This window comes from Mesorhizobium sp. M0715 (assembly GCF_040320355.1).
GTDB lineage: Bacteria > Pseudomonadota > Alphaproteobacteria > Rhizobiales > Rhizobiaceae > Mesorhizobium.
Map to the genome: position 1 here is coordinate 23934 of NZ_JAMYPL010000034.1, position 14746 is coordinate 38679.

Genomic DNA, 14746 nt, shown 5'->3' on the forward strand with positions numbered 1-14746 from the left:
GCAAGGAACTATGCATGGAATTGGACAGCCGGGCCCTATCGGTCACCAAATTCTGGCGCGATGCCGGCGAGGATGCCTGGTTCGAGAAGAACGAAGCATTCGATGCCGAGTTCCGCGACCGCTTTCTCGGCCTGCACTATGCCGCCGCTCGGCGTGAATGCGACGACTGGCTGGAACATGCCGAAGGCGCGCTGGCGCTGATGATCCTGCTCGATCAGTTTCCGCGGAACTGTTTTCGCGGCACCGGCCATATGTACGCGACCGATCCGCTCGCCAGATATTTCGCGGAGAGGGCGGTCGCGGCCGGCCATGACCTGGCACTCGAGGAAGAACTCCGCGTTTTCCTCTACCTGCCGTACGAGCATTCGGAACTGCTGGCCGACCAGGACATTTCGGTCGAGCTGACGCAGGCCAGGGCCGAGCCCTACCTGAAATACGCTGTCGAACACCGCGATATCATTCAGCATTTCGGCCGTTTTCCGCATCGAAACAGGATGCTTGGCCGCGAAACCACGGTGCAGGAGCAGGCGTTCCTGGATGGTGGCGGCTTCTCTGGCTGAAGATCCGGCTACTGCCTGGTCCGGACCTCAGGCCAGCCACCAATCCCGGCCGGACGACAATCGCTCGATGCCTGAGGTATCGACGGCGACCAGCCGGTCGGTGATGCTGCGGCCGCTGACAACCAGGCCGGGTGCGATCTCGGCCAGCGGCGCCAGCACGAAGGCGCGCTCCAGCATGCGCGGATGCGGCACCTCCAGCCCGGTCTCGTGGATGACGCGGTCGCCGAACACCAGAATGTCGATATCGATCAGCCGCGGCCCCCAGCGCTCCTCCCGGACCCGCTTCAGCTTGCGCTCCGCATCGAGGCAGAGGTCGAGCAAGGCACGCGGTGCAAGCACAGTGGAAATCTCGGCGGCCGCATTGAGAAAATCCGGCTGATCGAGCTTGCCCCAGGGCGGCGTGCGATAAAGCGAGGAGACGCCGGTGACGCGCGTATCCGCGTCGGCATCCAGCATGCGCAGCGCCGCGCCCATGGATTTCGCCGGATCTCCAAGATTGCCGCCAAGGCTGAGATAAACGGTACTATTCGGGCCAGACAACGGTCACCTCGACATAATCGAGCACGCCGGGCACCGGTGCGTTCGGCTTGCGCACCGTGATCTCGGCTTTCTTTATCTGCGGAAAACGCGCCGTCAGCGCACGGGCCACTTCGAGCGCCAGCGACTCGATCAGAAAACGGCGCTGCCCGGTGATGATCTTTTCAATGACGGTGAATGCAATGCCGTAATGGACCGTATCCTCGATGGAATCCTCGGCAAGCGCCCGGCCTGGATCGACGGTGAGAACGGCATCGACATAGAAGCGCTGGCCGAGCCTTTCCTCCTCGTCCAGCACGCCGTGCCGGGCAAAGAAAGCGCAGTTCTTCATGCGGATGACATACATCGCTCAGTTTCTCGCCCGGTCCGTCTGACGCGCCAGCATAGCATCCGCGAGCGCCAAAGCGTCCACGTTGAATGCGACATCGTGGACGCGAAACAGATCGGCGCCCTGGAGCCTCAAGATGACGCTGGTCGCCGCTGTTCCGACCGCTCTGTCGGCGGCATCACGGCCGGTGACCGTGCCGATGAAGCGCTTTCGCGACGTACCGGCCATCAGCGGCAAGCCAAGTGCATGCAATTCCGAAAAGCGTGCCATCAGGTCGAGATTTTCCTCCGCCGTCTCCTTGGCGAATCCGAAACCGGGATCGAGCACGATACGATCGTCGGCGATGCCGTTCTGGCGGACGATTTCCAGCGACCTTCGCAGGAACGTCAATTGATCGGCAATCACATCCGGCAGTTTCTGGCGATCCCGCCCGGTATGCATGATGACAAGCCCGGCGCCGGTGTCGGCGGCGACACGCGCAATATCGGGCTCGCGCTGCAAACCCCAGACATCGTTGACGATATGCGCGCCGGCGGCAACCGCCAGCCGCGCCGTGTCGGCGCGATAGGTGTCGACCGAAATCAGCACCTCGCTCACGCCCCCCAGCGCTTCGATCACAGGCAGGATGCGGTCCTGTTCCTGGCTGGCCGATACCGCGGCGGCACCTGGGCGCGTCGATTCTCCGCCGACATCGACAACCAATGCGCCTTCCCCGATCATGCGGCGCGCCTGGGCCAGCGCCTTTTCAGGGGCGTCGAACTGGCCGCCGTCGGAAAAGCTATCGGGCGTGACATTGAGGATGCCGACGACCACGGCCTTGCCGCCAAGGTCGAGGTGGCGTCCATGCGCCAACTGCCATCGCCTGGCCGTCATTGCTCATCGACCATGGAGTTCATCAATCATGTGTGATCCCTGGCGGATCAATTTCATTGCGCCGGCAACGGCCGTAAAGCAAGGTGGTCGAAGAGGCAACATGATGAAACGATCCATGCTTGGCATGAAAAAACCGTCCCTGTGCGTGAAACAATCCTTGGCTTGCGCGCTGCTGCTCGCCATGACCCCGCTTCCGGCGGCTGCCGCCAATCTCGTCAAGACGTACAGCTATTTCGCCATCGGCGGCAGCACGCTCGACGACATCGAGGCACAACTCTCCAAACGCGGGCCGGAGGTGAAAAGCACCGGCACCCGGCACCCGGGCGCCACGCAAATGGCCTTCACCACCCGTATCAGCTATGCGCAGACACCGAGTTCCTGCCGAATCGCCGACGCGGTGGTGACCGTCAAGGTGAAGGTGATCCTTCCCGAGTGGCGCCGCCCGCGCAAGGCCGATGCCGATGTCAGGCTGTTCTGGGATACGCTGTCCGCCGACATCAAGCGCCATGAGGAGCGCCATGTCGAAATCGCCAAGAACCATGGCGGCGAACTCGAAGAGGCCTTGAAGGCCACCTACCCGCAAAAGAACTGCGACGCCGCCAAGGCCAAGGCGGCCGCGATCACCGCGGCTGTCCTGGCCAGGCACGACCGCGCCCAGCTTCAGTTCGACCGCGTCGAAAGCGTCAATTTCGAAAGCCGCATCCTGCGGCTGCTGCGCTACCGCATGGAGCGCATCGGCAACGGCCGACTGCCGCCGGCCTGAACGCACCCGAACTGAAGCCAAATTCGCCGAAGCGTAGTGCCAGATTCGAAAAACTTTCGAGCCGCTGTCGAAACCGGCCTATATGGGACGACATATATCAGGCTCGCCAGACGCGAGCATAAAACACCAATGCGATCCGAACGGTCGAGAAACCGGAACGGCTGAACAGCGCCGGTCAAATCGCAAGCTTATGGATGAACGATCATGGACCAGGCTGTCGATAACAAAACGATGGCGGAAACCGGCACGCCGATAACAGAGAGCGAAAAGAACGCCATTATCGGCGGCGTGCTGTTGTCGATGCTGTTGGCGGCACTCGATCAGACCATTGTCGCGCCGGCCATGCCGACCATCGGGCATGCGCTCGGAAACGCACACTATCTGCCATGGATCGTCACCGGTTATCTCCTGACCGCTACCGCCGTGGCCCCGCTCTACGGCAAGATTTCCGATGTCTACGGACGCCGGCCAACCGTCTATGCCGCGATCCTGATCTTTTTGGCGGGATCGCTGGTCAGTGCGATGGCTCCCAACATGTTTGTGCTGGTTGTCGGGCGGGCGATCCAGGGCGCCGGCGGCGGCGGCTTGTTCGCTTTGACGCAGACCGTCGTCGGCGATCTCGTTCCGCCGCGCGAGCGGGCACGCTATGCCGCCTGGTTCTCCGGCACATGGGCCGTCGCCAGCGTTGCCGGTCCGTTGCTCGGCGGCACTTTCGCCGAGCACCTGCACTGGTCACTGATCTTCTGGATCAACATTCCGCTTGGTGTTCTTGCGATGGCGATCATCAACAAGCCGCTCAAGAAACTGCCCGTTGCCGCAAAGCGCCATCGTATCGACGCCCTGGGCGCGTTGCTTCTGATCATTGCCACGGCGCTGCTGCTGCTCGCATTGAACTGGGGCGGCAGCGCCTATCCCTGGATTTCGCTTGAAGTCATCGGCGTTCTCTGCGGTTCGGCGTTTTTCTGGGGCGCTTTTGCCTTGCGGCTTATGCGAGCCGCCGAGCCGCTCATCTCGCTTGAAGTGCTTGGCAATCCAATCGTTCTGGCAGGCACGCTTTCGATGTTCCTGCTTCAGGCCGCAAGCGTCGGCATGGCTGTGTACCTGCCCGTCTATCTTCAGGCGGTGCTCGGCCTGTCGGCAGCAGAGTCGGGCATCGCGATGCTTGGGCTTCTGCTGGGGACCGTCGGCGGCGCGGCATTCAGCGGGCGCATGATACCGCATTTCACCCACTACAAGCGCATTGCAATGGTGGGCGTCGTCTTCAGCATGCTGTGCCTCTGCCTGCTGGCCGTCGTCGCAGGATATGCAACGCTGCTGGAGGTAGAGGTCTTGACGATCTGCATCGGGTTTGGAACCGGAACGACGTTTCCGGTCACCACCGTGTCGGTCCAGAACGCCGTCGATCGCGTGCATCTCGGCGTCGCGACGGGCGTGCTGACATTCCTGCGTTCGCTTGGCAGTGCGCTTGGTGTCGCGATGCTCGGCGCGGTCGCTCTGGGCTACGGCCTGCCGCTTGCCGGTGAAGGCGTGCGGATCGTGGGCCATAGCGCGACGGTCGAGCCGTTCGTGATGATCTTTGCCGTCGCCGCCGCTACATTGCTGCTGGGGCTGATCACGCTGACGCTGATGCCCGAAAAGGAGCTTCGCGGTTACGCCGACAATGCGACGCCCATCCTCGCCGAGTAAGCTTCAGCCGGAGACGCCGAGCTTCTTCTGCAGGCTGGTCGAGGAGGTCGTGTACTGGAAAACGATGCGCTCGCCGGGGCTGATGATGCGCTTGGCGGCCTGCGCCATCAGCGCCACTTCGTGGAAGCCCGACAGGATCAGCTTCAGCTTGCCCGGATACCAGTTGATGTCGCCGACCGCGAAGATACCAGGCACCGATGTCTGGAACTTCTCGGTATCGACCGGAATAAGGTTCTCGTGAAAGTTGAGACCCCATTCCGCGATCGGTCCGAGCTTCATGGTCAGGCCGAAGAACGGCAGCATGCGCGTGCAAGGCACCTCGACATCGCCGTCCGGTCCCTTGATGGTGGCCGATGACAGTTGGCCGTCGGCACCGGTCAATCCGGTCACCTGCCCGACCTGGAATTCCAGCTGCCTCATTTCCTGCATGGCATACATCTTGTTGACGCTGTCGGGGGCGGCACGGAACTCGGGCCGCCGGTGCACCAGCGTCACGCTCTTTGCCACCGGCTGCAGGTTCAGCGTCCAGTCGAGTGCCGAGTCACCGCCGCCGACAATGACGAGGTCATGGCCGCGAAAATCCTCCATCCGGCGCACCGAATAGAAGACACTCTTGCCTTCATAGGGCTCTATGCCGGGGATCGGCGGACGCTTGGGCTGGAAGGAGCCGCCGCCGGCGGCAATCACCACCACCTTGGCCTCGAACACCTCATTTTCGTCGGTGGTGACGCGAAAACTGCCGTCCTCCAGTTTTGCCAGGCTGGAAACCATTCGGTTGTAGCTGAAATCAGGCTTGAACGGCGCGATCTGCTCGAGCAATTTGTCGACCAGCCCCTGCGCCGAGATCGAAGGCCAGCCTGGAATGTCGTAGATCGGCTTTTCCGGATAGAGCTCCGCGCACTGGCCGCCCGGCCGATCCAGAATGTCGATCAGGTGGCACTTCATGTCGAACAGGCCGAGCTCGAACACGGCAAACAGGCCGACCGGCCCTGCCCCGACAATAAGCACGTCTGTCTTGGTGGTCTCGGTCATGCGATGTGCCTCGCTGCGAAGAGAGCAGGACACTGCATGACCAATGCTCCGCTGCCAAGCCGCAGCGGGAAAAATCAGTTGGCAAAGATCCTGCGCTTATCCCTGGCGGGCGGGCACGCGGACAACCAGGCCGTCAAGCGCATCGCGGACCTTGATCTGGCATGACAGGCGCGAGTTGGGCTGGACGTCGTAGGCGAAGTCCAGCATGTCCTCTTCCATCGCTTCCGGCTCGCCGACTTCAGCCGTCCAGGCTTCGTCGACATAGACGTGACAGGTGGCACAGGCGCAGGCACCGCCGCATTCGGCTTCGATCCCGGGCACGGCGTTGCGGATCGCGTTCTCCATGACCGTAGAGCCGTTCTCGGCGTCCATGTCGAAATGCGTGCCGTCATGGGCAATGAAAGTCAGCTTGGTCATTTGTCACCTGAAGGGAGTTCCAGCCGAGATAATCACTCCGGCTGACAAGTCAACTGCCGCATGAAAGCGCCGCCCGATGACGTTTTTCCGCAAATCGGGTTCGGCGCGGATTCAGCGGTTGATGGCGGCGATGAAATCGCGCACTTCGTCGATCAGCGTGCCAAGCCGCTTGAGCGTCTGGCCGTCTTCCGGCCGGTGCTCGATCTCGGTGGCGCAATCGGCAATGGCAAAGGCGCCGACGCCCCGTGCCGAACCCTTTAATCCATGGGCGAGCAGAAGCCGGTCCTTGATGTCGGCGTCGACTATTCTGTCGCGCACGGACACCGCCTGCTGTACAAACAGCGCCAGCACCTCTTGCTCAAGGCTGCGGTCGCCCATCGTCTGGCGGGCAAGGTGTGCCAAATCGACCGGCCGTGACCGCCTTGGTCCGGATACGTCGCCCCCGGGCATTGAGAAGGCAATGCCGCTTTCGCCACGCATGAACTCGAACTCCGTTTCTTCGATTCGCCCAAAAACCTAGGCGAATCCAATGGACAACGGGTTAATGAATGGCCGGGAAAAATGTTGCCAAAGCGGCGCCCAAATCACAGTTCCGTTAACCTTATATTTAAAGTTTTACGTATCCCGCGGAATGCATGTTTTCTTTACCCCCCTGTGTCATTACGATACGAGGGGTCCATTTTCAGCCTCCTGCGCGGGGCAAGACAAACAGAATTATAAGCCCGCGGCAGCTAGTACAGGGTAGCGAAGGCATGGCAAAGAAACCAACGACGACGAGAACTCTCGACAGCGACGTGGCCAGGGAACTGGAAAAGGCGCTCGATCTCGACCTCAGCAACGAGATCGGCAGCGGCGACCTCGACATCGCGGCTTCGATGGAGGATCTGGAAGCTCAGATATCCCAGGCGGCCGACGAGCTGGCGCGCGAGGGACGCAATCATAAGCCGGAACAAAACCCGGAGCCTGTGGTCAATCAGAACCACGCCGCGAAACCCGCGCCCAAGGCCAAGCCTGCCGAATTGCGCCCCGTGGAACCGCGCAATGGCGCCCAGCCCGCGGGTTTCGCGCCGGCCAATGACGATCGCCAGAAGGACTACAAGACGCTTCTGCACAGCCTCAACAGGCGTGCCTCGAACACCATTTACTGGGTCGTCGCCTTCGTTTCGCTCGCCTGGTTCGCCGGCGCCGGCGGTTTGGCCAATCTGCTTTTCGGACCGAGCATCTGGAGAATCCGTACGCTCGACCAGTTCCTTGCCCGTCCGGAACTGATCGGCCTCGCTGTTGCGGCCATCGTGCCCGTCATCCTGTTCTGGGCCTTCGCCGCCATGATTCGCCGCGCCCAGGAAATGCGCATCGCCGCACAGTCCATGACCGAAGTGGCCTTCCGCCTGACCGAGCCGGAAAACCTTGCCCAGGATCGCGTCATGATGATCGGCCAGGCCGTTCGTCGCGAAGTCGCGGCCATGGGCGAAGGCATCGAACGCACACTTGCCCGCGCCGTCGAACTGGAAACGCTTGTCCACAGCGAAGTCAACCAGATCGAACGCTCCTATTCCGAGAATGAATCCCGCATCCGTTCGCTGGTCGACGGGCTCGGCAGCGAGCGCGAAGCCGTCGTCACCCATGCCGAGCGTGTCCGCGCCTCGATCACCGGCGCGCATGAGACGCTGAAGGACGAGATCGGCGCCGCCTCCGATATCATCCGCGACTCGATCCTGAATGCATCGACCAAATTGTCGATGACGATCACCAATTCCGGCGACACGCTGATCGATCGCATCAACGAAAGCTCGATGTCGATCTTCGATTCGGTCGAAGGCCGGCTCGATTCGATCACCGATCGGCTGTCGACCTCGGGCGAGGCCTTCGCCAGCCTTCTCGACACCCGCATTGCCAAGCTGACGGACACCACGGACGGCCTGACGCGGTCGTTGACCGATCTGCTCGACGATCGCACCACCGGCATGGTGTCGCTGCTCGGCGGCGCCGCGCGCACCCTCAATTCCGAATTCGAGGCCAGCCTCAACGGCATCGAGCGGACGCTCGCCGAACGCGGCCAGGCACTGATCAGCGAGTTCCAGACCCGCGCCGAGGCGCTCGACACCGGAACGCAGAAGCTCAATGCGGCACTCGAGGCCCGCGCCCGCCAGATCAACGAAACGCTGGTCGAGCGCGCCCGCGAAATCGCCCACACCTTTGCCGAGAGCAAGGATACGTTGTCGGCGATGATCGATCAGGGCAAGACCCAGATCGGCGCCGACATGGCCGACATCGTCACTTCGACCTCCTCTATGCTCGAAGCCCGCGCCAGCGACTTCGCCGGGCGCATGGAAGCCGCCCGCCACGTCGTGTCGCGTTCGTTCGACAGTGACATCCAGCGGCTCGCCGACGCCCGCGTCGGCATCGAGGAAGCCGTCGAGAACCACAGCAGGAAACTGTCAGAAAGCCGCGAACGCATGGCCACGGCCATGGAGGCCGACCTGGCGAAGTTCGCCGAGGGCCGCGCCGGCATCGATGCGGCGGTGACCAACCAGGTACAGAAGCTGGCCGAAGGCCGCAGCCTGATCTCGCGCGCTCTTGAAGAGGATCTGCGCAAGGTCAATGAATCGCGGGCGGCCATCGATGCATCGCTCGGCAGCCATCTCGAAAGGCTGGAAGAAGGCCGCAACAGGCTCTCCACTGCCTTGAACGAAGACTCCGGAAAACTGGTGCAAGCTCGTACGATCATTGATGAAATGGTCGCAGGTCATGTCGGAAAACTCGCCGAGGGCCGCAACATCCTGTCGCGCGCTTTGGAAGCCGATCTCGGCAAACTGTCCGACAGCCGCGCCGACATCGACGGTCTGGTCGCCGGTCAGGTGGAAAAGATCGCCGAAGGCCGCGCCGTGCTCGCCAAGGCGTTGGAAAACGACATCGTCGGCATCAAGAGCCTCATCGAAACCCATTCCGCCAAACTGGCAGAGGACCGCACACAGCTTTCCCATTCGCTCGACAATGATCTGTCCGGCATACGCGGCCTGATCGAAGGGCATTCAGGACGCCTCGCCGAAGACCGCAGCCTGCTGTCGCAGACCCTTGAAGCCGACCTTGCCAAGCTGGCCGAAAGCCGTTCGAGCATCGACGGTCTGGTCGCCGGTCAGGTCGAGAAGCTGGCCGAAGGCCGCGACATTCTCAAGCGCGCGCTGGAATCCGACCTGAACACGATCAAGGGCGTCATCTCAAGCCAGTCGGAAAAGCTGGCCGAGGATCGCGGGCAGCTTTCGCGGGTGCTGGAAACCGACCTGCAGAATGTGAACAGCGTCATCGCCGATCACATGAACAAGCTTGTCCAAGACCGCTCCGCCCTGTCCAGGGCACTTGAGGACGACCTCGCCAAGCTGGCCGACAGCCGCTCCAGCATCGACGGGCTCGTCGCCGGTCAGGTCGAGAAGCTTTCCGAGGGTCGCGACATCCTGCGGCGCGCTCTGGAATCCGACCTCAATGCGATCAAGGGAACCATTGCCGATCAGTCGCAGAAGCTGGTCGATGACCGGGCACAGTTCGCCCGGTCGCTCGAGGCTGATCTCGAAAGCGTCAACGGCTTGGTCAACAGCCATTCCGAAAGGCTCGTCCAGGATCGTTCAACGCTGTCGAAAGCGCTTGAAGCCGACCTCGAAAATGTCGGCGGCCTCGTCAACAGCCACGCGGAAAGGCTTGTCCAGGAACGCTCGACCCTGTCGAAGGCGCTCGAGGACGATCTCGCCAAGCTGGCCGAGAGCCGCTCCAGCATCGATGGCCTGGTCGCCGGCCAGGTCGAGAAGCTCGCCGAAGGCCGCGATGTTCTCAAGCGCGCGCTGGAAGCCGATCTCGCCAAGCTGGCCGAAAGCCGCTCCAGCATCGACGGTCTGGTCGCCGGCCAGGTCGAGAAACTGGCCGAGGGCCGCGACATTCTCAAACGCGCCCTCGAAGCTGACCTGCAGAAGCTGACCGAAAGCCGTGGCGATATCGACGACGTCATCGCCGAACATGTCGGCAAGCTGTCCGAGGGCCGTAATATGCTGGCCCGCGCACTGGAAGACGATCTGGGCAAGTTGGCCGAGGCCCGCAAGGACGTCGACCGGTCGCTGTCGGGTCACATCGACCAGATCGCCGCCAGAAGCATCGGCATTTCCGACGCGATCGCGGCGGATGTCGAAAAGATCGAGCAGGCGTTCAGCCGCCAGACGGGCATCATCGAGGAGCGCGCCGGCACCATGGAGCGTGCGCTCTCGACAGGCGTCGACAACGTCCGCGCCGTGCTCGAGAAGAGCGCCGTATTTGTCGCCGGCGCCCTGCGCGAGAAGGTGCTGGAAGTCACCAGCACCCTGCACGAGCAGGCCGGCGCCGCGTTCAGCGACGCCGACCGCAAGATCGCCGAGCGCGCCGAGCAGACCTCCGCCGCCCTGCTGGCGCGGGCCGAAGACATCGCCCGCACCTTCGAGGATGCAGACCGTCGCCTGCACGCCCGTGCGGAAGATACGTCGAGCGCCTTGCTTGCCCGTGCGGACGACACGTCCAGCTCGCTGCTGGCCCGCGCCCATGAAACCGCCGATCAACTGGCTGCTCGCGCAAGCGAGATCGCCGGCACCTTCGAAGCGGCGGACCAGAAGCTCGCCGCCCGCGCCCAGGAAACCGCCGATCAGCTGACCGCCCGGGCTCAGGACACCGCCGATCATCTGGCAGCTCGTGCAAGCGAGATTGCAGGCACGTTCGATGCCGCCGACCAGAAGCTGGTCGCCCGCGCCATCGAAACGGCCCAGTCGCTGGCCGCGCGCGCCGGCGACATCCTGCGCAACTTCGAAGGCGCCGACCAGCGGCTCGGCATGCGCATCGGCGAATCGGCCGAAGCGCTTGCCGCACGCGCATCGGACCTTGGCCGCATCTTCGATGCCGCCGACCAGCAGCTCGTCTCGCGCATCGCCGAAGGTTCGGAAGCGCTGTCGAGCCGTGCTTCGGAAATCGGCCGTATCTTCGACGACGCGGATCAGCGCCTGGTGTCGCGCATCGCCAGCAGCACCACCACGATCGGCGAGCATGCCGAGACCATCGTCGGTGCCTTTGCCGATACCGAGCAAAGGGTCGCCGAACGCGCCAGGCGGACCGGCCAGGACATGGCCGTGCACGCCCGCGAAATCGAGCAGGCGCTTGCCGGCGCCGACGAGCGGCTCGCCTCGAGCGCCGCGGCCGCGGCCGCCCGTGTCGAAGAGCAGGTCTCAGGCGTCGAGAACCGCCTCGCCTTCACAGCCGAGACGATGGGCCAGAAGCTCAACGAGCAGGTGTCGAATGCCGAGGCGCAACTCGTCTCGCGCGCCAATGTGATCGCCGAGACCTTCACCGCGGTCGGCCAGCATATCGGCCAGAGCACCAACGATGCCGCCAAGACGATCGGCGCCAACACCCGCGAACTCAACACCATGCTCGCCGCACGTTCGGCCGAAATGTCGAAGATCCTCGACGAAACCGCACGGCCCTTGGTCGAGCGTTTCGCCCAGGGCGGCTCGGACCTGCAAAAGAGCATGGAAGAGGTCACCGAACGCGCCACCGAGAAGCTGCGCAGCGAGAATGCCGCGCTTGTCGACGCACTCGCGAACCGCACCGCCGAAACCTTGTCGGCGGTCGAGGGCGCCCGCTCGTCGCTGTCCGACAGCGTCGCCGATCTCATCGGCCGGATGACCAAGTCTAGTTCGCAGCTCGGCCAGCTGATCGAGCAGGCCGCGGTCAATCTCGGCCAGGTCGATGAACGCCTGAGCGGCAGCACGCAAAGCTTCGCCGCCACCACCGAGAAAGCCGCGCAGACCTTCGCCAGCTCGGCGCGACTGGTCGATTCGAACACGACAAGGCTGACGGAACTGTCGTCGTCCACCTTGCGCGAGGTGGCGTCGATCGCCACCAAGTTCGACGAACACAGCCGCCTGCTGTCCAGCGCTTCGGACCTGCTGAGCTCGGCCCAGAGCAATCTCGAACACACGCTCGAGAGGCAATCGTCGCTCGAAGACCTCGCCGTCGGCCTGGTCAAGAAGTCGGAAGATCTCGAAAGGGTCATGCGCTCGTTCGAAAATCTCGTCGGCCAGACGCTGCAGAACGCCGAAGGCAAGACGATGGAGTCGGCCGACAAGATCCGCAATGCCATCACCGACGTCGTCGATTCGGCAACCAAGCGCTTTGCCGATGCGACCGAAGAGATGCGGCGCACCGCGGGCTCGATCAAGAGCGAACTCGACCTGACCCGGGCCGAGCTCAAGAAGGGCGTCATCGAAATGCCGGAAGAGGCAAAGGAATCGACCTCGGCCATCCGCCGCGCCGTTTCCGAGCAGATCAACGCCCTCAAGGAGCTTTCGGACATCGTGGCCAAGTCCGGCCGCGGCGGCGGTGACGGATCAGAACCACGCAACCTGCGCCCGGCGCCGCAAGCGCCGGCCGCACGCGCTGCCGAGCCGCCGCGCCGCGCACCGGCACCGCAGCCGGACCTGCGCACGCCTCAGGCGCCCTTGGGCGGCCCTGCATTGCGAGGCACGCTCGACCTTGAGCGTCCTGGCGAGGCGGCACCGCGTCCGCGCGGCGATGCCAGCGCCCGCACGCCTCAGGGCGGATGGGTGCGCGATCTGCTTACCGCGGCATCGAACGATGAGGACCTCAGGTCGGCAGGCCCTACGGCCCCCGTGGAAGCGCAGCGCGCTACCCCTGCCCAGCGCTCGCCCCTGCATGTCGTGGAATCGCTGAACTCGCTCTCCGTCGATATCGCACGTGCCATCGACCACGATGCTTCGATCGAGCTGTGGAACCGCTACCGACGCGGCGAGCGTGACGTGTTCACGCGGCGGCTCTACACGCTGAAGGGACAGCAGACGTTCGACGAGATTCGTCGCAAGTATCAGGCCGAGGCCGAGTTCCGCGCCGCCGTCGACCGCTACTGCGACGATTTCGAGAAGCTGCTCAAGGATGTCTCGCGCAACGACCGTGACAACATCATGGCGCAGACCTACCTGACGTCGGACACCGGCAAGGTCTACACCATGCTGGCCCATGCGAGCGGCCGCCTGCATTGAGACAGGAATTGAACAGGCGGGGCCATGGTCCCGCCCGTGACTGCGCTGAACCTCCGGCACGCGCCGAACCTGCCCGCAGCACGTTTGCAAGCCGATCGACGCGTTCGGGACTTGCCCAAGTCGGATTTCCGACGCACTGAAGTCCACCGACAATACCCGCTGCCTGACGCTCGAAGGGTGTGATCGTGAAGACGGCAATCATATTCGACTGCGAGTTTCTTTGCCTGGAGGGCTCGCAACGCCGATTCTGGTGCGCGGCACACGACCCCGACCCGGTGATCGCGCAGATCGGTGCGGTCAGGCTTGGACTTGAAGGCGACTTCCCCCTGCTCGGCACACACAAAGCCTATATCAGACCGGTCGACCGGTTTGGTCAGAGATACGCCCTCGATCCGTTCTTCACCAAACTGACCGGCATCACCGAGGAAGATCTGGAGACCGAAGGCGTGGCGCTAGGAGATGCGCTCGCCGACGTCGATCGTTTTTCCGGAGGGTCGCGATTCTGGTCCTGGGGCAAGGACGAATTGAACATGATCGCCATCAGTTGCTATGTCGCGGGCATTCAGCCTCCGGTCCCGGCCACCCGGTTTGACAATGCCGTCAAGCTGCTGATCGCGGCCGGAATGCCGATCGAGGATCTGGCGAGAACGCCGAGCAACAAGCTCGCCGATTACTACGGCGTCGAACACCCGCCATTGCAGGGGCACGACGCGCTCGATGACGCGCTGTCCGTCACCTATACCCTGCAGCACCTGATGAAGACCGGAAAGCTCCGCCCGAAAATCTTCGACCGCTTGTAGGTAGAGAAGCCTGGAGGGATGAAGCTTTGTGGGATTCCGGCGCCCCCGCGCTCAGATCACCGAATCCGTCCAGCTCACGATCTGCCCGGCGGCGTCGCCGAACGCCTTGTCGAGCGCGCTGACATAGGCAGGATTGCCGCTGCCCGAGACGGGTGCGGCTGCGGTGAAGCTCTTGGAGGCACGGACCTCGCCGTTGCGATCGTTCAGGATGCGCACGAACAGGTCGACCTCGGCATGCTCGCCGCCTTCGACGCGCACCTCGAAGGACCGGATTTCGACGATCACCTGATAGTCGATCGCCAGGCCCTCGCCCGGCTTGCCGACGCCGGCAAAGCTGCCCGAGCGCTGGAACGTCTCGGCCAGCCGCGCCTGCACGATCAGCGGCAGCCGGTCGGCCCATTGCGCGCCCTTGAGATACTGGATCGAGCGATCCGACGGCTTGATGACGATGTTCTGGCTGTCCAGCGCCTTGAGCGCCGACGGCTGCGCGATCAGGATCTGCCGGCGGCTGTGGCCATGCGCGTCGACCGAAGGCGCCGACAACTCGAACGTATCGAGCGGCGCGGGCTTGCCGCCCAACGCCGCGCAGCCGGCCAACGTCAAGGCAAGCAGTGCCGCAGCCGAAGTCAACCCGCCCGTTTTCACCCACACAGACTTCACGCGCGATCCCCGTTGTCCCCGGATCG

At 63.4% G+C, this 14746-nt stretch carries 12 protein-coding genes; 5 read left to right on the top strand and 7 right to left on the bottom strand.

The features are described from left to right. The first annotated feature begins 14 nt into the window (after nucleotides 1-14). A complete protein-coding gene (locus tag NKI21_RS28905; RefSeq protein WP_127295930.1) occupies nucleotides 15-560 on the top strand; it encodes a DUF924 family protein in 546 nt (181 codons plus the stop codon). Between the two features lie 27 nt (nucleotides 561-587). Here NKI21_RS28905 and folK read toward each other — a convergent pair whose 3' ends face one another. From folK to folP, 3 genes are read right to left on the bottom strand one after another with little or no spacing between them, the layout of a single operon-like run. Further along, nucleotides 588-1100 (bottom strand): 2-amino-4-hydroxy-6-hydroxymethyldihydropteridine diphosphokinase, encoded by a 513-nt coding sequence (gene folK, locus NKI21_RS28910; RefSeq protein WP_127272685.1) that lies wholly within the window; start codon nucleotides 1098-1100, stop codon nucleotides 588-590. Continuing rightward, nucleotides 1084-1443 (bottom strand): dihydroneopterin aldolase, encoded by a 360-nt coding sequence (gene folB, locus NKI21_RS28915; protein WP_023813034.1) that lies wholly within the window; start codon nucleotides 1441-1443, stop codon nucleotides 1084-1086. Before folB ends, folK begins: the two co-directional genes overlap by 17 nt. 3 nt (nucleotides 1444-1446) lie before the next feature. Then, on the bottom strand, nucleotides 1447-2298 hold the full coding sequence (gene folP, locus NKI21_RS28920; RefSeq protein WP_352440294.1) for a dihydropteroate synthase: 852 nt from the start codon (nucleotides 2296-2298) through the stop codon (nucleotides 1447-1449). Nucleotides 2299-2422: 124 nt separating this feature from the next. Between folP and NKI21_RS28925 the strand changes: the two genes are divergently transcribed. Both NKI21_RS28925 and NKI21_RS28930 read left to right on the top strand, forming a co-directional pair. After that, the gene (locus NKI21_RS28925) at nucleotides 2423-3061 is read left to right on the top strand and encodes a DUF922 domain-containing Zn-dependent protease (protein ID WP_352799277.1); all 639 of its coding nucleotides are present in this window, start codon (nucleotides 2423-2425) and stop codon (nucleotides 3059-3061) included. A 204-nt stretch (nucleotides 3062-3265) separates the two neighbouring features. Then, nucleotides 3266-4747, top strand: a complete 1482-nt coding sequence (locus NKI21_RS28930; RefSeq protein WP_352868632.1) for an MDR family MFS transporter — start codon at nucleotides 3266-3268, stop codon at nucleotides 4745-4747. 3 nt (nucleotides 4748-4750) lie between these two features. Here NKI21_RS28930 and NKI21_RS28935 read toward each other — a convergent pair whose 3' ends face one another. The 3 genes from NKI21_RS28935 to NKI21_RS28945 all read right to left on the bottom strand — a co-directional run bounded on the left by NKI21_RS28935 (nucleotide 4751) and on the right by NKI21_RS28945 (nucleotide 6676). Next, the gene (locus tag NKI21_RS28935; RefSeq protein WP_352868635.1) at nucleotides 4751-5779 is read right to left on the bottom strand and encodes an NAD(P)/FAD-dependent oxidoreductase; all 1029 of its coding nucleotides are present in this window, start codon (nucleotides 5777-5779) and stop codon (nucleotides 4751-4753) included. Nucleotides 5780-5875: 96 nt separating this feature from the next. Then, entirely contained in the window at nucleotides 5876-6196 is a 321-nt protein-coding gene (locus NKI21_RS28940; protein WP_013531878.1) for a 2Fe-2S iron-sulfur cluster-binding protein, read from the bottom strand. Nucleotides 6197-6307: 111 nt separating this feature from the next. Continuing rightward, the gene (locus NKI21_RS28945; protein ID WP_352440291.1) at nucleotides 6308-6676 is read right to left on the bottom strand and encodes an Hpt domain-containing protein; all 369 of its coding nucleotides are present in this window, start codon (nucleotides 6674-6676) and stop codon (nucleotides 6308-6310) included. Nucleotides 6677-6948: 272 nt separating this feature from the next. On the opposite strand from NKI21_RS28945, the gene NKI21_RS28950 reads away from it, so the two are divergent. Both NKI21_RS28950 and NKI21_RS28955 read left to right on the top strand, forming a co-directional pair. Beyond that, nucleotides 6949-13260, top strand: coding sequence for a kinesin (locus NKI21_RS28950; protein ID WP_352868639.1), 6312 nt, complete (start codon nucleotides 6949-6951; stop codon nucleotides 13258-13260). Between the two features lie 185 nt (nucleotides 13261-13445). After that, entirely contained in the window at nucleotides 13446-14060 is a 615-nt protein-coding gene (locus tag NKI21_RS28955) for a 3'-5' exonuclease (protein ID WP_023810581.1), read from the top strand. Nucleotides 14061-14111: 51 nt separating this feature from the next. On the opposite strand, the gene NKI21_RS28960 is transcribed toward NKI21_RS28955, so the two are convergent. After that, entirely contained in the window at nucleotides 14112-14720 is a 609-nt protein-coding gene (locus tag NKI21_RS28960; protein WP_502895168.1) for an ABC-type transport auxiliary lipoprotein family protein, read from the bottom strand. Nucleotides 14721-14746: the final 26 nt, after the last annotated feature.